This window comes from Cyclobacterium roseum (genome assembly GCF_010119225.1).
Classification (GTDB): Bacteria; Bacteroidota; Bacteroidia; order Cytophagales; family Cyclobacteriaceae; genus Cyclobacterium; species Cyclobacterium roseum.
This window is the reverse complement of sequence record NZ_WNKF01000010.1, coordinates 128,786-149,077: the sequence shown is the minus strand read 5'-3', so window position 1 is coordinate 149,077 and position 20,292 is coordinate 128,786. Positions and strand designations below refer to the sequence as shown.

Genomic DNA, 20,292 nt, shown 5'->3' with positions numbered 1-20,292 from the left:
GCTATTTTTTGAAAATATTTTATCATGTTTGTTCTAAACTTTAACCTTATCACTTCAACTCACCAAAAACACCATGGAAGGAAGAAGAAAATTTATTAAATTATCGGTACTCTCCACCATTGCAGGTCTACCCCTGACGGGATATCCAAAAACCCCTTTCGCCAGCTCAGGGAGTGCTCCTTTGCAATACAAACCGCAGGTATTGTCTACCTGGAATCACGGGATGCCAGCTAATGACAAAGCCTGGGAAGTACTCGGGAGTGGAGGGACCATTCTGGATGCAGTCGAGCAGGGGGTAATGGTAACGGAGAACGATTTGAGTAATCTATCCGTCGGACTGCAGGGCTTACCGGATCGCGAAGGCATTGTCACCCTGGACGCTTCGATCATGAAAGGAGATGGGTCGTGTGGCGCAGTGGCCTTTGTGAGGCAAGTAAAACACCCAATTTCCCTTGCAAGGAAGGTAATGGAAAAGACGCCTCACGTAATGATTGTGGGCGAAGGTGCCCGGCAGTTCGCTAAATCTGAGGGAATGCCAATGGAAGCGGAAACGCTGAGTCCCAAAGCAGAGGAAGCCTATAACCGCTGGAAGGAAAAGGCCAAATACCAACCCATTATTAACATTGAAAATCACGATACCATTGGTATGATCGGGCTGGATAAAGACGGCTCCATGGCGGGATCTTGTACCACTAGCGGATTGGCTTATAAAATGCACGGAAGAGTAGGAGATAGTCCGATCATAGGAGCAGGCTTATTTGTCGATGATACGGTAGGAGCGGCCACCGCCACTGGGTTGGGCGAGGAAGTGATCCGCATTTGTGGGGCATTTTTGATTGTGGAGTTGATGCGACAGGGGAGAACTCCTCAGGAAGCCTGTGAAGAGGCGGTAAAAAGGGCGGTGGCCAAAAGTAAGGATCTGGACAATACTCAGATTGGCTTTTTGGCCATGAATAAGGAAGGAAGTTTTGGTGCTCATGCCATACGTCCGGGCTTCAACTTTGCCCAGCACCACCAAAATGGCAGGAAATTAATTGATTCCGGAAGTTGGTTCAAATAAATAGGCATGACTAAAAATAGGATCCTTTTTGAAGCGCCAGTTTATACCCATGAAGCAGCGATTTTGGCTGCTGCCAACGGAGTGGACCGCCTGGAATTATGCGCTGATTACGGAGAAGGGGGAACCACCCCGAGCGCTGGTTTGCTGAAGGTTATCAAAAGACAGGTTCCCATTCCGGTTTTTGTGATGATCCGGCCGAGAGGAGGTGATTTTATGTATGCTCCCCAGGAGCTGGAAGCCATGCAGGAGGATATTGAAATCCTTGGAAATATCGGGGCAGATGGCTTTGTTTTTGGCGCTCTTCGGCCAAGCGGAAAAGTCGATACTGAAGCTTGCAGAAAGCTACTGGAAGTAGCTCGGGAAAAACCATGCACCTTTCACCGTGCATTTGATAAAGTGCCGGATCAATTTGCTGCACTGGAAACGATTGTGAACCTTGGGTTTAAGCGGATCCTTACCTCGGGCGGCAAAAACAGTGTCTCAGAGGGGACATCCGCTTTGTTGGGTGTTTTGACACAAGCAGCCAACCGGATTACCGTCCTTCCGGGCGGTGGCTTAACTGGCAAAGACCTGGTATCCTTCAATCAGACGGGTTTTCTTCGGGAAGTACACCGTTCCTGCAAGTATTTCCGGTCCTCAGAGGGAGCCCAACAAAAAAGCGAGGTTCGCCTTTCCATGCTTGATCAAACCGAAGGAAAGGTATTGACAGTAGATCCGGAGCTGGTTCGGTCTTTTCGAAAAACCTTGGATAATCTGGGGTAATTTATTCTCACCTTTTTGGTGGGGAACCGCCGACAAAAGTAGATCCCCTTTTTCCCTGGGCTATTGGTGATTTCTACTCAAAAAAACCTGCTTTCAGAACCAAATTTGTGTTGAGTCTCAGAAGTTAATTATTCTTAAAATTTGTGAAAGCCATGATATTTGGGTATATTATTCGTTCAATAAATCCTATAACGATATGGTAAAAAGTTTTCAGGGGGTTCGGGAAGCCCCTATCAAACCAAGTAATCAGCCCATTTTGGTAAGTGACTTCATGTCCACCAATCTGGTCACATTCCATCCCGAAGATACCATAGACCATGTGATCAGAGTGCTGACAAGGAAGCGGATTTCAGGTGCTCCCGTTGTGGATGAGGCAGGTAAGCTGGTAGGAATTATTTCGGAAGGAGATTGTCTGAAAGAGATTATCAAAGGCCAGTATACCAATACACCTAAATTTCCTGCTGCGGTAGAAGAGCACATGACCAGAGATGTCATTACCATGCCTCCGGATATCACTATTTTCGACGCTGCGGATCGGTTTCTGACCTTAAAGATCCGACGGTTTCCAGTCGTCAGAGATGGTAATCTGATTGGACAGATAAGTGTCAGTGATGTGGTTCGGGCCATGCCTAAATTGAAGGCTTCTACCTGGTAGTTCACCTCTTTACCTGTCCGGAAAATCCAACTAGGTATAACCAGCTAATTTATAAACGACAATACCTACCCATTCCTTTACAAGTCTGTGCCAGGTGAAAATAGATTGGACACTGGGTTGAAAAACGGATTGTAAGGAAAGCCGCGGCTCCGATGCGTAATAGTCTACCGGGAACGTATCCGGATAAAGGCCTGTTTTTTGAAAACAGGCCTTTGCGCGTTTCATATGAAAAGCGGAAGTAATCAATAAAAGGTTGGCTTCCGCCATTGGTAAAAACCCAGCTTGGTCCAGAACTTGCCGTGTAAAAAGGGCATTTTCCCTCGTGTTGACAGCCTTTGTTTCCAAAATAAGATCTGATTTTTTCACCCCTGCCCACACCAAAAATTCGGCCAGGGATTCCGCCTCGCTTTTAGGGTGAATGGGATCGAATCCTAATCCACCTGAGATCAGTATTTTTTTTAATTTCCCCATTTTATATAATTGGAGGGCGTGGGTAACCCGGTCGGCCCCTTTGTTGAAATAGGTCCGGTCTTTGGGTAGTTTGTCGATGTTCGTGATTCCGGTGAGTACGATTCCGATCTCATAAACGGGCAACGTTTCCAGTTCCCTCGGTGCTGGCTCCCAGGCGTGCATGAGGCGATTGGAAATATAACTGTTCGAAAAAAAGAGGAACAATACCATGGCTCCGAAAATAAGACGTTTCCCAAATTTTCTGTGGATAAAAAAGAACCCTATCACCAAGGTCGCCAGGCAAATGGTGAAGGGCATAATTAGAAAACTAAATAGCTGGGAAAAATAAAAAAACATATTCGAAAATGGTTAAGTAGAAATTTGTCTGTTACCGGTCTGGGACAAAAATATCCAAAAAATAGCTTCGGCAGGCTATTTTTCTTTTTAACTTCAACCTCTCAATTGACTGCAATCAAATATTGCAGCTTCACCTGCGTAATTTGGTTTTTTTATGGCATCACAGACTCCTTTTCACATTTATAAATCCTCAGCAGGATCGGGAAAGACGTATACGCTGACGACTGCCTATCTAAAATTGGCACTGGAAAATCCATTGGCCTTTCGTCAGATACTTGCCGTGACGTTTACCAACAAGGCGACTCAGGAAATGAAGGAGCGGATCATTCAGGAGCTCAAACGAATAAAGAATAAGGCGGACGAAACCCAGCCCATGGATCGTGACTTGATGGGAAGATGGGATCTGAAGCCCTCGGAATTGTCCCAACGTGCGGCCATGGCGCTGACGGCTATTCTTCATGATTACGGCTCCTTTTCAGTCAGTACGATCGACAGCTTTTTTCAACGTGTGATTCGTGCGTTTGCCAGGGAGATAGACCTCCAAGCCAAGTACGATGTTGAGTTGGACCAGGAGAGCATTATGGAACGAATTGTGGACCGGCTGCTGATGCGGGTGGTTGATGAACCGGATTTGCATCGCTGGCTGGTGGACTTTTCCATTCATGAAATTCAGAAAGGCAATTCCTGGAATACCAAAAAGTCCATTCAGGATCTCGGCAAGAAAGTATTCCAGGAGGATTTTAAAAAGGTACAAAAAGAGATACGGAATTTCCTGGAGGAACCGGATAATCTGAAATCGTTGATTTCCCATCTGTATCAGCAAAAACAACTGGTGATTCGTCAGGCGGAAGAAATGAAAGCAGAGGCGCATCAGATCCGAAAAAATCTAGAATTGGAATGGGAGGATTTCAAGGGGGGGAGCAGGTCCTTTGTCAAGAAAATCGATCAACTGGGTAATCCGGAATCCCCCATACCCGAACTCACCGATCTCCAGAAAATATTTAGTAAGAATCCCGAGGATTGGTATACCAAAACGAGTAAAAAGAAATCGGCCATTGAAGCCGCGTTTCACGAAGGTTTGGGGGAATTATTTTCCAGATTTGAACCCCTGCTAAAAACATGGAATACGCTCGATGCCATGACAAAAAACCTGTACGTATTTGGGCTATTCGGGTATTTGCTGGAGGAGTTGGAAGGGTTAAAAGAAGAAGAAAACATGCTGCTTATTTCCGAAGCAAATGATTTTCTCCGCTCCATTACGGCTGAAAACGAGGCTCCTTTTATTTACGAGAAAGTGGGAAATCGCTTTCGTCATTTTTTGTTGGATGAGTTTCAGGATACCTCAGGCTTTCAATGGGAGAGCTTTCGCCCCCTGCTTCTCAACTCACTCTCAATGGGAAAGACTAATTTAGTGGTGGGAGACGTGAAGCAGTCCATTTACCGATGGAGGGGAGGTGAAATGCGTTTGTTAATGGACCAGGTCGAAAGTGAAACACGGCATTTTGGGCTGGAAGTTAAAAATCTGGACACCAATTACAGAAGTTTGCCTCAGGTGGTACTTTTTAATAATTCCTTGTTTTCAACACTGTCCCGGTTAGTAGCGATGTCATTAACAAAGGAACTGGGTTCAGATGAGGGGGAATTGATTTCCACGGCCTATGCCGAAATCAATCAGAAAGTTTCTTTAAAACAGGAATCAAAAGGACAGCCAGGAAAAGTCCGATTGGAATTTTTGGAGCCGGAGAAACCCCAAAATTATTCCGATGCGGCATTGGAGGCACTTCCGGCCATGGTGGATGAATTGATGTCAAAAGGATACCGGCAAAAGGACATTGCCATTCTGGTCCGAAAAAACGACCAGGCAGCGAACATCGCCGATGCCTTTATGGCCTATGAAATTCCAGGACAGGAAAAACGATATGAGGTCATTTCGGACGAAGCCCTGTTTTTACATAAATCAGCAGTAGTAAGGTGCCTGTTGGCGGCTTTAAAACTGGTGGGCAATCCCGACGATGGCTTGTCCGGAAAAAATCTTTGGGTGCAGTGGGCAAGAGCCAAAAACCTGCTCTTAGGGCAGGAATTTTTTCTTCACGGAACCTTGCCGCAGCCACATTCCGGATTGGAAAAGATATTTTTTGAACGGATCCACCAGCTAAGAAAACTTCCGTTGATGGATTTGTTGGAGGCATTGGTGGAGCTTTTAGGGTTGAACGGAGAACTTGCCGAGCGGGCCTATTTATCAGGATTAAAGGAATCGGTATATGATTTTGTGGGTAAAAACAGGGCCGACCTGGCGAGTTTTCTAGTATGGTGGGAGCAACAGGGGCATAAACGCACCGTAAAGCTTCCCGATACCCACGATGCCATCCGAATCTTAACGATTCATAAGTCCAAGGGCTTACAGTTTAAAGTTGTTTTGTTACCTTTTTTGGATTGGAAGGTCTTTGATACGGCAAAAGACCCAATTGTGTGGGCCCCATACAGTGGAGATGAGGCAGTACCTCCGGTAATCATGCCGCTTACCGTTAGGAAAGAATTGTTAAATTCCGCTTTTGCACCTGCCTACAGGGAGGAAAGTTTGCTGAGCCATTTGGATACCCTGAATATGCTATACGTAGCATTTACCCGGGCAGAGGAGGTTATCTGGGGTCTGGTGCCCTTCAAGGAACCCGAAAAAAGAAATGGTATTGGAAGAGTAGACGATCTGTTGTTTTTTGCCCTAAACCAACAGGTTGCAGAGGGAGAATTGAATCTGAAAGCCCACTTTGATTCCAAAACGCGTATCCTGGACCTGGGAAGCTGGCCAACTTGGGATTCCGGGGTCAAACCGGCCATTGACCGGCAGGAAATCATGGCCTGGAAATACCGCCCCTGGAGAGACAGCCTACAGGTTCGGCAGGTGTTTGGGGATTTTGACGAGACGGGGATGATTGCCAAACGCGATTTCGGCAGATTGGTTCATACCCTTATTGAAAAGTCCAGTACCAGAAAGGACTTTGTCCTGGAACTAGAGGCACTGTATTTTGAAGGGGCAATTAATAAGGAGGAAATGGTACTCCTGGAGAAGCAATTTAAAACCCTATGTGAGGTCCCTGAATTCAATAGCTGGTTTGATGACGGCTATCGGATTTTAACGGAGCAGGGTATTTTGATGCCGGGAGGAGGAAGTAAAAGGCCCGACCGGCTGGTATTCAAAAAAGGCACCGTGGAAGTTGTTGACTTCAAAACCGGAAAGGAGAGCCCATCACACAGGGATCAGGTACGGGGGTATATGGAACTTATCCGGCAGATTGAAAAAGATAAGGCTGTTACGGGCTTTCTCTGTTACTTAGAAACCGGATCAATAATCAGGATCAGTTAAGATGGATAGTTTTTTAAAAGAAACAGCAAAGACGCTTTTGCAATCAAAAGGAGACCTAAAGGGGGTAAAAGTGATTTTACCCAACCGACGGGCTGGCCTGTTTTTTGTCAAGTACCTGAGTCAGATGGCAGATAAACCGCTCTGGATGCCGGAAGTGATCACCATTGAGGATCTGTTTTACCAGTTCGCAGAAAAAAAACCGGCCGATAAATTAACCTTGATATATGAATTGTATCGTGTTTATCAGGCGTTAACGGAAAGAGAGGAAAGTTTTGACAGGTTTTTTTTCTGGGGGGAAATGATTCTCAAGGATTTCAATGACCTGGACCAGTTTTTGGTAAATCCTGAAAAGTTATTCACTAACCTGAAAGAACAGAAAGTACTCGAGAGCGATTGGAGTTTCCTGAGTCCCGAACAGGTGAAGTTGATCCGGGAATTTTGGGCTTCGTTCGAAGGAAGGGATCGTGCTCATCAGGAGAAATTTTTAAAATTCTGGGACATCCTTTATCCGCTCTATACGGGGTTTAATGCTGCTATAGAGAGCTTGGGAATGGCTTATGGTGGTAAAATATACCGTGACGTGGCGACAGGATTGGAAACGTTAAAACCAATAGAGGAGCAATTGGTCTTCGTAGGGTTTAATGCATTCACGACCACGGAAGAAAGATTGATTAAGCATTTGGTCAACCATTTTGGGGCCGAAATTTTTTGGGATCTGGACACCTACTACCTGAATCAACCGGAGCAGGAGGCCGGACTCTTTTTCAGGAGCTACCAAAAGGATCCCATCCTGGGACCTACCTTTCCGGAGCGAATTCCAAATTTCCTGCAGCAGCACAAAGCAATGATTAAAACCTACAACGTGCCCCTGAAAATCAATCAGGCAAATTTGGTGGCTGGGTTGCTGGAACAGGTAAAAGGCGAGGAAAACTGGGAGGAAACAGTAGTGATTTTACCGGAAGAGCAATTGTTATTTCCCTTATTAAACGTCTTACCGGAAAAGATCAATCGGGTCAATGTAACCATGGGCTATCCGGTCCGGCAAACACCGGTTTATACATTTCTGGAAGCTGTTTTGGAATTGCAGCGCTATGCGAAAATGGAGGACGGGGAGCTGCTGTTTTACCACAAACCAGTCAAGGATCTTCTGAGCAATGTGTTTTTAACCGAAATGGCTCCTGAATTCTCGAAGCAGGTTCATGACGAATTGCTGCGCACCAATGCCATCTATTTTCCTGCCGGGAAACTTCGGGAAGGAGGGGAAGTGTTTGCACTGGTTTTTCAGTTATATACAGCGGAGACCATTATGGATTACCTTTTGGAGCTCATCCGGGCATTAGCGGCTCCGTTGGAAGAGAAAAGCATGGAGCGAACGTATCTTTACCAATGTTTCAAGCAAATGAACAGGCTGAAAGCGGTTTTTGATCAAGAGATAAAGGAAGCGGTCAGCGTGGGCTTTTTTACCAGGCTTTTCAGGCAGGTATTTGCGGAGAGTAGGTTGCCATTTCAGGGAGAGCCATTGGAAGGGCTTCAACTGATGGGGGTTTTGGAAACCCGTAATCTTGATTTTAAGCGGGTGATTATCTGCTCTATGAATGAGGGAAGTTTTCCACCATCCAAATCCATGGATTCACTCGTCCCCTTTAATTTACGTCAGGCTTTTGGCATGCCCGTGCAAGAGCAGAACGATGCCATTTATGCCTACACCTTCTACCGTCTACTGCACCGTGCGGAGGAGGTGCACCTTATTTATTCCACTGCCGGATCCCAGGGACAGGTGGGAGAAAAGAGTCGGTACATTCACCAGTTGCAGATTGAAATGGAACACAGTGGGATACAGAAAGACGATACCCTGGTGCATGTTCCCGTAAACCTCACGCAAGCCAAGCCCATTCAGATTCAAAAATCTCCTTCCATCCTGCGGGTATTGGAGCGGTACACGGACAGTCCCGGAGAAGGCCAAACGGCCACCTCATTTTCACCTTCTGCGATAAATATGTATCTGGACTGTCGTCTTAAATTTTTTCTAACCTATATCGCCGCTGTGGAAGTACCGGATGAGGTGCAGGAAGCCGTTGATCCTGCTATTTTTGGTAATTTGGTTCACCAGTCTCTGGAAAATTTGTATGCAGGATTCATAGCCAGAAAAGGCAGGAATTGGGTGGAGGCCTCAGATATCGACGGGTTGATGGATTACATCAGTCCTGCGGTGGAAAAGGCCATTCGTGCACAATATTTTCTGGATGAAGATGCAACATTGAAATTAACTGGTCAACTGACCATCGCCCGAGACGTGTTGCAAAAGTACCTGGCAGGCGTGTTGGAACAAGACCGCCTCACGACTCCATTTGAAATTATTTCCCTGGAAGGAAACAAAAAATATGCTACCCAATTACCGGTTACTACCCGGTCGGGTGTCAGGAGGGTGTCCTTATCAGGTATTATAGACCGGGTGGATCGGGTTGGAACGACCATTCGGCTCATTGATTACAAATCTGGAAATGATAAGAAAGATTTTAAGGGAATCCCTGGTTTGTTTGACAGGGAAGATAAATCCAGAAACAGGGCAGCGATGCAAACCTTATTTTACGGGTTGCTTTATGAGGCCAGGCATCCGGAAAATAAATCACCTTTGAAACCGGCATTATTTAGTTTGCGGGACGTATTTAAAGAAGATTTCTCACCCTATTTGCGAGAGGTGCTGGGTCCGGGAAAAAGGCAAGAAGTAAATGATTTTGCAGATTACAGGGAAGATTTTGTGGGAGAACTTACCCGGATTCTGGAAGAAATAATAAATCCTGGCCAAGATTTCGACCAAACGGATGATTTGGAGAAATGCAGGCTTTGTCCTTTTTCGGAAATCTGTTCCAGATAGGTGTCTCACTTTAGATTTTTGATGAAATTGATTACCTTTAGCGCTTTGATGTTGAAGATGAAACCAACCATTCATTCTGTTTGGATAATTGGATTAACTGGCGGATTGGCATTGTTTGTATCGCCGTATCTGGTCAAGGGTTTGGATTGGATTTCCTTTCAGGAAAATGCCTGGCATTTCCTACAGCTATATGGTTTTATTTCCAGCGTGGCATTGATTGTCATTTCATTTACTTATAAGCAAATTAATGCCAGGGACATAGGGAATTACGGGGGAATGTCCCATCAGATTTTCAATAAACTCCCGAATTGTGTTTGGGTTTTTTCATTGGATAACCGAAGATTGGAAATGTCTAATGAGGTAGCCGAAGCCATCTACGCGATTAAGGAACGATCCGATCCATTTGAGAGTTTTAAGTTTCAATTTTTTAACAGCAGAATCGGAAATAAGGTACTTGGGGGAGAAAATTGTGTTTTCAGTAACATTGTCATGATCGACAAGCTATACGAACCCAGGTATGTAGATCTTTTTGGTATCCCATTTAGTAACAGGAAGAAGGAGAAAATGGTCTTGGTGATGGTGTTGGATCGTTCGGAGGTGCATCGTTCACTGGATCAGATCCGGAAATTATCTGAATCCCTGCAACAGCAAAATGAGCAACTCAGAGAGTATTCGTTTATGAACTCTCATACGATAAGGTCACATTTGACCAACATACTAGGATTGATCCAGGTAGGGGAAAAGGGAATATCGGGTGAAGCCCTCGGGATGTTAAAAGAAGCTGCCGAGCGTCTGGATTCTGAGATTCAAAACATGAACAAACTATTGATGGAAAAGGACCGAAACACAAAAAAAGTGGAGCAGAAAGAGCAAACGATCGTATTTGTAGATGATGATAAGGTGCAACACATGATCAACAAAAGGATCTTGCTCAAAGTAAACGAAGAGCTTAAGCTTGTGTTCTTTGAAAACCCATACAAAGCCTTGGATTGGTTGGAAGAAAATAGAGCAGATGTGCTTTTGCTGGACATCAATATGCCGGAGATGGATGGCTGGTATTTTTTGAAGTTGATGGAGGAAAAAGGAATCGAAATGGATGTAAAAATGCTTACCTCATCTCTGGATCCTGATGACTTGCAAAAGAGTAAAGCTTACCATCAGGTAAGTGGTTTTTTGATAAAACCGCTAAAAGATGAAAATATTGCGGAATTTTTGGCCAATTAGAAGTATTGGTTGAATTTTGTTGTCAAATTGCAATTCTAAATTAAACCCTCAGAACATGTCGGGAGAGTCCACAAAAAAAGACAAGGTAATCAGTAAGCGTATCGATCGGTTTTTTATGGGGCTGGAGAGTGCTTACCTTTTCGTCAAAAGGTTTTTCAAAGAAGTTTGGTTTCCCCCTTACGAATTCAAGGAAGTAATCAGGCAATGCTATCAAATAGGCTACAATTCCCTGCCGTTGATTTCCCTAACGGGGTTCATCGTTGGAGTAGTATTTACCAATCAATCCAGGCCCTCTCTGGCCGAATTTGGAGCCACCTCCTGGCTACCCGCCTTAATTTCCATTGCCGTCATCCGGGCCATGGGTCCCTTGGTCACTGCCCTGATTGCCGCCGGAAAGGTGGGGTCCAGTATTGGTGCAGAAATCGGATCCATGAAGGTCACAGAACAAATTGATGCCATGGAAGTGTCCGCCACCAATCCGTTTAAATTTCTGGTGGTATCGCGAGTTCTAGCCAGTACGTTTATGATTCCCGTATTGGTGCTTTACACGGATTTTGTGGCCCTGTTGGGAGCCTTTGTTAATGTTCATGCAAATGAAATGACAAGTTTAAGCACGTTTTTTGTACAGGTATTTGATGCCTTATCTTTTCTGGATATCACGTCTTCTTTAGTAAAGTCGGTTATTTTCGGGTTTACCATTGGAATCGTTGGTTGTTATAAGGGGTATAATTCCACCAAAGGTACGGAAGGAGTGGGTAAGGCAGCCAATTCCGCTGTGGTAATGGCCATGTTTTTAATTTTCATAGAGGAGTTACTCTCCTTGCAAGTAACTAATTTCTTTAGACAACTGTAACATGATAGAATCGGTAGTACAGGCAAGGAACCTGGTAAAATCATTTGATGACCTGCACGTCCTCAGAGGAGTGGATCTGGATTTGTTCCGAGGTGAGAACCTGGTAGTATTAGGTAAATCAGGTAGTGGTAAGTCTGTCTTGATAAAAATCATGGTAGGACTGCTGACTCAGGATGAAGGATCTGTGAAGGTGTTAGGGCAGGAAGTCAAAGACCTGAATTCCAAGCAGCTCAATGAATTGCGGCTAAAAATCGGCTTTTCATTTCAGGCCAGTGCCCTTTACGATAGCATGACGGTCAGGGAAAACCTGGAGTTTCCCCTGGTACGAAATGTAAAGAACCTGAGTAAACGGGAAAAGGATAAAATGGTGGAGGAGGTTCTGGACAGTGTGGGGTTATTACAAACCATTAATCAAATGCCTTCTGAACTTTCGGGTGGACAGCGCAAAAGAATTGGGATTGCCCGAACACTCATTCTTCAGCCCGAAATCATGTTGTATGACGAGCCCACCGCAGGTTTGGATCCCATTACTTGCATGGATATCAATAATTTGATCAATCAGGTGAATGAAAAATACAAGACTACTTCCATCATTATCACTCATGATCTTACCTGTGCCAAAGTAACCGGTGATCGCGTGGCCGTTTTATTGGATGGTACTTTTGGTGCCAGTGGAAAATTTGAAGAAGTATTCGAAAATGCCGAGGACGGCAGAATTAAATCATTTTATGACTATAATTTCATTAAGCAATGAGAAATGACAATAAAAAATCAGTTACTGTTGGCATTTTTGTGCTGATAGGTATCATCATTTTGGTTACCGGTATACTCACATTAGGAGCGCAGCAAAAAGCCTTTGTGAAAAGTATTCGGGTGTTTGCTGTTTTTGATGACGTTGGTGGACTCCAAACCGGGAATAACGTTTGGTTTTCTGGTGTTAAAATCGGCACCGTTAAGAAAATCAATTTCTTTGGGGAATCTCAGGTGGAAATTGAAATGAATATTGAGGCTTCAGCCGTAGATTATATCAAGAAGAATTCCAAAGCGACGATCAGTTCCGATGGTCTTATAGGAAATAAAATCATCGTTATTTATGGAGGAGCAGGGCAGGGGCCAGCTATTGAGGAAGGAGACCGGCTGACAGCGGTCATGCCATTGGACACCGACAGAATGATGGAGACCTTACAGGTAAATAATAATAATTTGGTATCCATTACCGAAGATTTGAAGGTGTTAACCGGAAAAATTGCCAACGGAGAAGGAATCGTAGGAGCCGTTCTTACCGATAGCATGTTAGTGAAAGATTTTAAGTTGATGATGAGCAATTTGCAGCGAGCGGCAGCAAACAGTACCCGAATGACTTCAGAACTTGCCACTTTTTCCGCGGGCCTTAATCAAAAAGGAGGGCTTATTGACGAGCTGGTAAATGATACGATTATTTTTGAAAGTCTGAGAACTACCATTCAAGGGCTGGAAGCGACTGGTGAAGAAGTAAATAGTGCCGCTGAAAGTTTCAAAGAAGTTAGCGAAAACCTGAATCAAACCGATAATGCCGTAGGAATGCTGCTTAATGACGAGGAATTTGCGTCTTATCTCAAAAATACCATGGTGAATCTAGATACCGGAACGGTCCGTCTAAACGAAACGCTAGAAGCCATGCGGTACCATTGGCTGTTTCGGGGGGCGTTCCGGAAAAGAGACAAAGCTCAAAATAAACCCGAGTAAAGCTGTCAAAATAGTAATTAGAAGTGTATCGGTTTTCCTTTGAAATTTGATAAAAAAACGTATATTAGAGGCAGTGGAAAATCGAATCCATTACACCATTTAAATCCTTTTTTTCATTAAACCAACACAACTCATGGCTTATGATCCGTATCAAATAAAAAAGAAATTAAAATCTTCTCAAGGGGATCTGACTTATTGGAGTCTGGAGGCCCTACAGAATCAAGGATACGCAATCAATAAATTACCCTTTTCCATCCGGATTCTTTTGGAAAATGCTTTGCGAAATTTTGATGATTTCGCCATCACCAGAGAAAATATAGAAACCCTGCTTAATTGGAAACCGGAAGTCTCTGATAAGGATATCCCCTACAAACCGGCGCGGGTGTTGATGCAGGATTTTACGGGGGTACCTGCAGTCGTAGATATTGCCTCCCTGAGGGCCGAGGCGGTAAGAAAAGGGAAAGACCCCGAAAAAATTAATCCACTAATCCCGGTAGATCTGGTAGTAGATCACTCCGTACAGGTGGATTTTTTCGGCACCAATTATTCATACAAAAGGAACGTTGACGTGGAGTACGAGCGTAACGGAGAGCGGTATGAATTTTTAAAGTGGGCTCAGAAATCTTTTAATAATTTTTCCGTAGTTCCTCCCGGGATGGGCATTTGCCACCAGGTCAATCTGGAATACCTCGCTCAGGGGGTTATTTCCAGGGATGGGAATGTTTTTCCAGACACACTGGTTGGAACCGATTCACATACGCCAATGGTCAACGGAATTGGGGTAGTCGGATGGGGAGTAGGCGGAATTGAGGCCGAAGCCGCCCTTCTAGGCCAACCCATTTATTTTATCATGCCGGAAGTAGTCGGACTTCGGCTTACCGGTGCCCTTCCTTTAGGGACTACTGCCACGGACATGGTGCTTACCATTACCGAATTGCTAAGAAAGCAAGGGGTGGTCGGCAAATTTGTGGAAGTATTTGGTCCGGGGCTAGACGGTTTATCCGTTCCTGATCGCGCTACCATTGCCAACATGTCTCCTGAATTTGGTTGCACGGTGACTTATTTTCCGATAGATGACCGAACATTGGACTATATGTCCCGGACTAACCGAACGGAAGAGCAGATTCAATTGGTAAGAGACTACACCAAGGCCAATATGCTTTGGCGTGCCAATGAAGATGATATCAATTATTCTACAGTGGTGGAACTTGATCTCAGCTCGGTAGAGCCAACCGTCTCCGGACCAAAAAGGCCACAGGATAAAATCCTCGTGAGAGAATTTAAAGATAAATTCGGCTCTTTGTTAAAAGAAATACATGGAAGAGATTACATTCCTATAGACAAACGCGATGTAGGAAGGTGGTTCGGTGAAGGCGGCGGAAATCAGCCGGTAGAAGGTGCGGAATCGCCAGCAGAAAAGCAGGTGGAAATCGAAACGGAAGTTAAAAATGGGTTGAAGACCGTTGTGGTCGAATTGAACAACGAAAAATTTGCCCTCCATGATGGGTCGGTTGTCATTGCTGCCATTACTTCCTGTACCAACACTTCCAATCCCAGCGTGATGATTGGCGCAGGCCTGGTAGCCAGAAAAGCACGGGAGAGAGGCCTGGATGTGAAGCCGTGGGTAAAGACTTCATTGGCTCCCGGTTCCAAGGTAGTCACGGATTACCTGGAACACTCGGAGTTATTAGATGATCTGGAAGCCCTGCGATTTCATGTGGTAGGCTATGGTTGCACCAGTTGTATTGGGAATTCGGGCCCTTTGCCTGCTCATATTGCCAAAGCTGTGGAAGAAAATGATCTGGTCGTTGCATCGGTGCTCTCGGGAAACCGGAATTTTGAAGCCAGGGTTCATCCTCAGGTGAAAATGAATTACCTGATGTCCCCCATGCTGGTTGTGGCCTATGCCCTTGCCGGTCGGGTGGATGTGGATTTGAACAACGAACCGTTGGGTTATGACCCCAACCTGGAACCTGTTTACCTGAAAGATATTTGGCCTTCCAACGAAGAAATCTTTGAAGTGTCAAATAGGGTGCTGTCTCCCAATGATTACAAAAAGAATTACGGGGAAATATTTGAGGGAAATGAACAGTGGAGAACGCTTCAAGCACCAAAAGACAAAGTGTACCAGTGGTCAGATAAATCCACCTATATCAAGGAAGCTCCTTTTTTCCAAGGAATCTCGGAGGAAGTTCATGAGGCCGATGATATTTTGGGGGGCAGGGTACTGCTCAAATTAGGAGACTCCATTACCACGGACCATATTTCCCCTGCGGGTTCTTTTTCTCCGACTTCACCTGCTGGTAAATACCTGATAGGAAAAGGAGTGGAGCAAACCATGTTTAACTCTTATGGCTCCAGAAGAGGGAATGACGAAGTGATGGTCAGGGGTACCTTTGCCAACGTAAGGATCAAAAATCAACTTGTTACAAAAGAAGGCGGACATACCTTGCACATGCCTTCTGGTGAAGAGATGACCGTATACGATGCTTCCCAACAATATCAAAAGGACAACGTTCCGTTGCTGGTGCTGGCCGGTAAAGAGTACGGCAGCGGTTCTTCCAGAGACTGGGCAGCAAAAGGCACGACGCTGTTGGGAATTAAGGGCGTTATTGCCGAAAGTTACGAAAGAATACATCGGTCTAATCTCGTTGGAATGGGAGTATTGCCCATGCAGTTTGCCAAAGGGGAGTCCTCTGGATCCCTCGGCCTGACGGGTAAAGAAGAAATCTCTATTGTAGGTATCGCCGACGGTCTGAGTCCCTTAAAAGTCCTGAATGCAAAAGCAAAAAAGGACGATGGAAGTGTGGTCAATTTTGACGTGATCGCCCGATTAGACTCTGCCATTGAGGTCGAATATTATAAAAACGGAGGAATCCTTCATTATGTCCTAAGACAATTCCTGAAATCGTAGGCAATCATGCCTAATTCGTTAAAGCAGCTGTATTTTTGTGCAGCTGCTTTTTTTTGGTCCATTCAATCCTGCTTCAAAAATCAAGATTTAATTTAAATCGGTTCCAGCCCTGCTTCGGGATAAACTTCTCGCCCACCAATACGTGGTTAAAAAAGAAAAACGTGTCCCAAAGAACAAGATTAAAGTAATTACAGACCCACCCTGCACCCTGGCCCAAGCCTAAAAATGTTCACTGGACATTTCCTTAACGGCTTGTCCTCCCGCTGGGGCTTCCCGATTGCCTCCTGGAGTCGGCATCGGGATAAACTTCTCGCCCCAAAAACGCGCGTAAAAAATAAAAACTTGCTCCGAAGAACAAGTTTTCTACAAATTGTGATCCCGCTGGGGCTTCCCGATTGCCTCCTGGAGTCGGCATCGGGATAAACTTCTCGCCCCAAAAACGCGCGTAAAAAATAAAAACTTGCTCCGAAGAACAAGTTTTCTACAAATTGTGATCCCGCTGGGGCTCGAACCCAGGACCCATACATTAAAAGTGTATTGCTCTACCAGCTGAGCTACGGAATCCAAACGATGTGATCCTGTCAGGACTCGAACCTGAAACCTTCCCGACTTAAAGTCGGGATGCTCTACCCAATTGAGCTATTGAATCGAAATTATGTGATCCTGTCAGGACTCGAACCTGAAACCTTCCCGACTTAAAGTCGGGATGCTCTACCCAATTGAGCTATTGAATCGAAATTATGTGATCCTGTCAGGACTCGAACCTGAAACCTTCCCGACTTAAAGTCGGGATGCTCTACCCAATTGAGCTATTGAATCGAAATTATGTGATCCTGTCAGGACTCGAACCTGAAACCTACTGCTTAGAAGGCAGTTGCTCTATCCAGTTGAGCTACAGGACCTCTGTGTTATTGATTTCTTTAATTTCAGTTTATGCCCTCGTAAACCTGAAACCTTCCGGACCCAAAAGTCGGGATGCACTTTCCAATTGAGCTACAGGACCAATAAATAGAAACAGGCTTTTCAGCCTGTTTCGGAGTGCTTTTTCAAAAGCTTGTGCAAATGTAAGGCGGTTTTTTTTAATTACAAACTCAAATTCACAATTACTTTTCTTTTACTCGGGTGTATTGATCATCTTTGCAAAAAAAGAGTTTTCATGTCTGAGGAGCCATTGACACCTATTGATGACTTTTATGTCAAAACTATCGGAGAAATACCGTTAAAGGAAATCCTGTTATGTTTACCCCACACTCCGGTCTCGAAAGCAGCCCGGATAATGCGCGATGAAAAGTCAAGTTGCCTTTTTGTGGGAGATAGTAAAGAGATGATTTACGGAGTAATTACTGACATTACGCTGCGAGACAACGTTGTGGCATCTGGGGTTTCTCCTGAGAGCTCTGTTAGGGAAATCATGGATCCCGCACTAGTGGCCATTTCCAAGGACACGTTGGTATATGAGGCGTTGCTACTCATGTTTCGCACGAAAACCAGGTACTTGCTAGTCAAGGAGGGCGGAGCCTACATTGGGGTAACTAGCCGGAATAAAATATTGACCGTACAGTCCCAATCACCATTTATTTTTATCCAGTCTGTCAAATTGGCTGTGGGCAGGGAAGAACTAAGAGAAAAATGGAAACAAGTGCCTCGGATTGTTGATCAATTAATTCAGCGGGGAGTACGGGCTGAAATCATCAATCAGATTATTTCAGCCATTGCTGATTCGATTGCGTTACGTGTCATCGAACAGGCAATTAAAGAGAAAGGCACTCCCCCGGCAAGGTTTGTTTTTTTTGTCTTGGGAAGTGAGGGACGGAAAGAACAAACATTAAAGACAGATCAGGATAACGCCATCATTTATGAGGACAAAGCCAATGAGCAAAGGGAATTGGTACGGACATTTTTTTTAGATTTTGCCAAGGGCGTTTCGGAGGATTTAGACTTTATCGGTTTTAATTATTGCAAGGGAGGGTTTATGGCCAGTAATCCCAAATGGACTCACTCACTTTCCCACTGGAAATCCAATTACGCCAGTTGGTTTCAGGAATCCAGCATGGAAACAGTAATGAGTTATGGGACTTTTTTTGATTGTCGACCCATTTATGGTGATTTTTCACTGCTGAAAGGTTTAAAGGACTTTATGGACGAGCAATTACAACATCCACTGGAACGTTTTTTTTACAATATGGCGCAAAATGCCTTGCAATACGATACTCAGCTAACTTGGTTTCGAAACATTCGAACCTTCAAAATAGATAAAGAACAGGTTTTTGATATCAAAAAGGCCATGACACCGATGGTAGATACCATTCGCCTGTACGCACTGGCAAACCGGGTATTTGAAACCAATACGGGAAAAAGGTTGAAGTTGTTAACAGAAAAAGGAGTCTTTACCAAAAAAGAATCCGAGGAACTATATCAGGGGTATTATTACCTGATGGGATTGCGGTTGGAAAAGCAGGCCATAGCCGTAATCCGGGAAAATAAAGATCCATTGAATTACATAAAAATAGCAACTTTGACCAAGGTTCAAGCAGTAACTATCAAGGAAATCTTTAAAGTAATCCGAGATCTTCAAATAAAAGTTAAAATTCAGTTCACCAAAACTTTTTAGTTACTTTGTATAATTGAAGTTTATCCATTGGGATAAAATCGGTACTTTGCCGGGATAATTCATTTTCAGGAATTCCTTGTTTTCAGGAAATCCAATTCCTATGGAAAAAAATAACCATTCTTTTGGTAAGGCACCTGTTGGTAAATTATTACTACAGCAAGCGGTTCCGGCGGCAGTTGGTATATTGGTTTTATCCATATACGGAATTGTGGACACTATTTTTGTCGGCCGTTTTGTAGGGTCACTTGGTATTGCTACCATTACGGTTGTCTTGCCGATTACGTTTTTGATTTCAAGTATAGGCATGTCCATCGGGGTAGGAGGAGCATCGGTGATTTCCAGGGCTTTTGGGGATGGCGATGATGTCAGGGCTTTTTCCACCTTTGGAAATCAAATAGGAATGACCTTGACCCTGGCCCTGCTTTTTGTGGGCTTGGGTTTTTTGTTTTCGGATGAGATTTTACAACTTTTTGGAGGAAAAGGAGCTGTATTGGAGCCCTCCAAAGAATACTTTTCTATTATTTTAATTGGAATTCCTTTCTTGGCCTGGGCGATGATGAGTAATAATGTCATTCGGGCAGAAGGCTACCCTAAAGTGGCCATGTACACCCTGATCGTTCCGGCCGTTTTCAATATTATTCTGGATCCCATTTTTATTGTTTGGCTGGATATGGGATTGAGGGGCGCAGCCTGGGCTACTACAATCTCTTACATTGCCAGTGCTGCTTACACCTTGTGGTTTTTCATGTTTGGAAAATCTATTATGAAAGTGAAAAGTGCCTGGTTTAAACCTGATTTCCAGATCGCCCGGGAAATTGCAGCATTAGGAGCAGTGACCCTTGCCCGGCAGGGAACGGTGAGCGTATTGGCGATCGTTTTGAATAACGAGCTTTTTATATATGGTGGAGAAATGGGCTTATCGGTTTTCGGAGTGATCAATCGGGTAATGATGTTTGCCAATTTCCCCGTCCTGGGGATCACACAGGGCTTTGTGCCCATAGCAGGGTACAATTACGGGGCTAAACTGAACGATAGGGTTCACCAGACGATCCGACTTGCCCTGAGGTCCTCTAGTCTAATAGCACTGCTTATCTTTGTTCTGATAATGACCTTTACAAGTTCTTTGGTTCAGGTATTTACGGAAGATGAAAAACTTATCATGGAGAGTATCCCGGCCATGCGAAAATCTTTTCTGGCCACCCCATTGCTTGCATTCAGTTTGATCGGAAGCGCTTATTTTCAGGCCATAGGAAAACCGAAAGCTGCGTTGTTACTGGCATTGAGCAAGCAAGGGATTTTCCTGATTCCGCTAGTAATAATCATGCCGCTGTTTTTTGGTCTAGAGGGGATTTGGTATGCCTTTCCCCTGGCAGATACCGGAGCTGCGGCCATATCCTATTTTTACCTTAAAAAGGGAACAAACGCCTTATAGAGGTCTTTCTCAC

13 protein-coding genes and 2 tRNA genes are annotated in these 20,292 nt (G+C 44.5%); 12 read left to right on the top strand and 3 right to left on the bottom strand.

Going from position 1 to position 20,292, the window contains the following annotated elements; genetic code table 11:
* The first annotated feature begins 73 nt into the window (after positions 1 to 73).
* The 3 genes from GJQ68_RS15085 to GJQ68_RS15075 all read left to right on the top strand — a co-directional run bounded on the left by GJQ68_RS15085 (position 74) and on the right by GJQ68_RS15075 (position 2,477).
* Entirely contained in the window at positions 74 to 1,060 is a 987-nt protein-coding gene (locus tag GJQ68_RS15085) for an isoaspartyl peptidase/L-asparaginase family protein (RefSeq protein WP_162418106.1), read from the top strand.
* A gap of 6 nt (positions 1,061 to 1,066) precedes the next feature.
* Positions 1,067 to 1,822 (top strand): copper homeostasis protein CutC, encoded by a 756-nt coding sequence (locus GJQ68_RS15080; protein ID WP_162418105.1) that lies wholly within the window; start codon positions 1,067 to 1,069, stop codon positions 1,820 to 1,822.
* Between the two features lie 196 nt (positions 1,823 to 2,018).
* Positions 2,019 to 2,477: a CBS domain-containing protein gene (locus GJQ68_RS15075; RefSeq protein WP_162418104.1), complete on the top strand. Its 459-nt coding sequence runs from the start codon at positions 2,019 to 2,021 to the stop codon at positions 2,475 to 2,477.
* A 30-nt stretch (positions 2,478 to 2,507) separates the two neighbouring features.
* Here the strand turns inward: GJQ68_RS15075 and GJQ68_RS15070 are convergent, their stop codons facing one another.
* Positions 2,508 to 3,284, bottom strand: a complete 777-nt coding sequence (locus GJQ68_RS15070) for a YdcF family protein (protein WP_162418103.1) — start codon at positions 3,282 to 3,284, stop codon at positions 2,508 to 2,510.
* A 154-nt stretch (positions 3,285 to 3,438) separates the two neighbouring features.
* On the opposite strand from GJQ68_RS15070, the gene GJQ68_RS15065 reads away from it, so the two are divergent.
* The 7 genes from GJQ68_RS15065 to acnA all read left to right on the top strand — a co-directional run bounded on the left by GJQ68_RS15065 (position 3,439) and on the right by acnA (position 16,236).
* A complete protein-coding gene (locus GJQ68_RS15065; RefSeq protein ID WP_162418102.1) occupies positions 3,439 to 6,645 on the top strand; it encodes a UvrD-helicase domain-containing protein in 3,207 nt (1,068 codons plus the stop codon).
* Between the two features lies 1 nt (position 6,646).
* Positions 6,647 to 9,520 (top strand): PD-(D/E)XK nuclease family protein, encoded by a 2,874-nt coding sequence (locus GJQ68_RS15060; protein WP_162418101.1) that lies wholly within the window; start codon positions 6,647 to 6,649, stop codon positions 9,518 to 9,520.
* A gap of 57 nt (positions 9,521 to 9,577) precedes the next feature.
* The gene (locus GJQ68_RS23365) at positions 9,578 to 10,744 is read left to right on the top strand and encodes a response regulator (RefSeq protein ID WP_235941579.1); all 1,167 of its coding nucleotides are present in this window, start codon (positions 9,578 to 9,580) and stop codon (positions 10,742 to 10,744) included.
* 55 nt (positions 10,745 to 10,799) lie between these two features.
* A complete protein-coding gene (locus tag GJQ68_RS15050; protein ID WP_162418100.1) occupies positions 10,800 to 11,597 on the top strand; it encodes an MlaE family ABC transporter permease in 798 nt (265 codons plus the stop codon).
* Between the two features lies 1 nt (position 11,598).
* The gene (locus tag GJQ68_RS15045) at positions 11,599 to 12,351 is read left to right on the top strand and encodes an ABC transporter ATP-binding protein (RefSeq protein ID WP_162418099.1); all 753 of its coding nucleotides are present in this window, start codon (positions 11,599 to 11,601) and stop codon (positions 12,349 to 12,351) included.
* Complete coding sequence (locus tag GJQ68_RS15040; RefSeq protein ID WP_162418098.1) at positions 12,348 to 13,322, top strand: MlaD family protein; 975 nt, start codon at positions 12,348 to 12,350, stop codon at positions 13,320 to 13,322. The genes GJQ68_RS15045 and GJQ68_RS15040 overlap by 4 nt, the downstream gene beginning before the upstream one ends.
* A 133-nt stretch (positions 13,323 to 13,455) precedes the next feature.
* Positions 13,456 to 16,236: an aconitate hydratase AcnA gene (gene acnA, locus GJQ68_RS15035; RefSeq protein WP_162418096.1), complete on the top strand. Its 2,781-nt coding sequence runs from the start codon at positions 13,456 to 13,458 to the stop codon at positions 16,234 to 16,236.
* Positions 16,237 to 16,727: 491 nt separating this feature from the next.
* On the opposite strand, the gene GJQ68_RS15030 is transcribed toward acnA, so the two are convergent.
* Together GJQ68_RS15030 and GJQ68_RS15025 are read right to left on the bottom strand one after the other, a co-directional pair.
* Positions 16,728 to 16,800, bottom strand: a tRNA-Lys gene (locus GJQ68_RS15030).
* Between the two features lie 264 nt (positions 16,801 to 17,064).
* Positions 17,065 to 17,138 (bottom strand) — tRNA-Arg (locus tag GJQ68_RS15025).
* Positions 17,139 to 17,392: 254 nt separating this feature from the next.
* Here GJQ68_RS15025 and GJQ68_RS15020 point away from each other — a divergent pair.
* Complete coding sequence (locus GJQ68_RS15020) at positions 17,393 to 18,847, top strand: DUF294 nucleotidyltransferase-like domain-containing protein (RefSeq protein WP_162418094.1); 1,455 nt, start codon at positions 17,393 to 17,395, stop codon at positions 18,845 to 18,847.
* Between the two features lie 100 nt (positions 18,848 to 18,947).
* Positions 18,948 to 20,279: an MATE family efflux transporter gene (locus tag GJQ68_RS15015; RefSeq protein ID WP_162418087.1), complete on the top strand. Its 1,332-nt coding sequence runs from the start codon at positions 18,948 to 18,950 to the stop codon at positions 20,277 to 20,279.
* Positions 20,280 to 20,292: the final 13 nt, after the last annotated feature.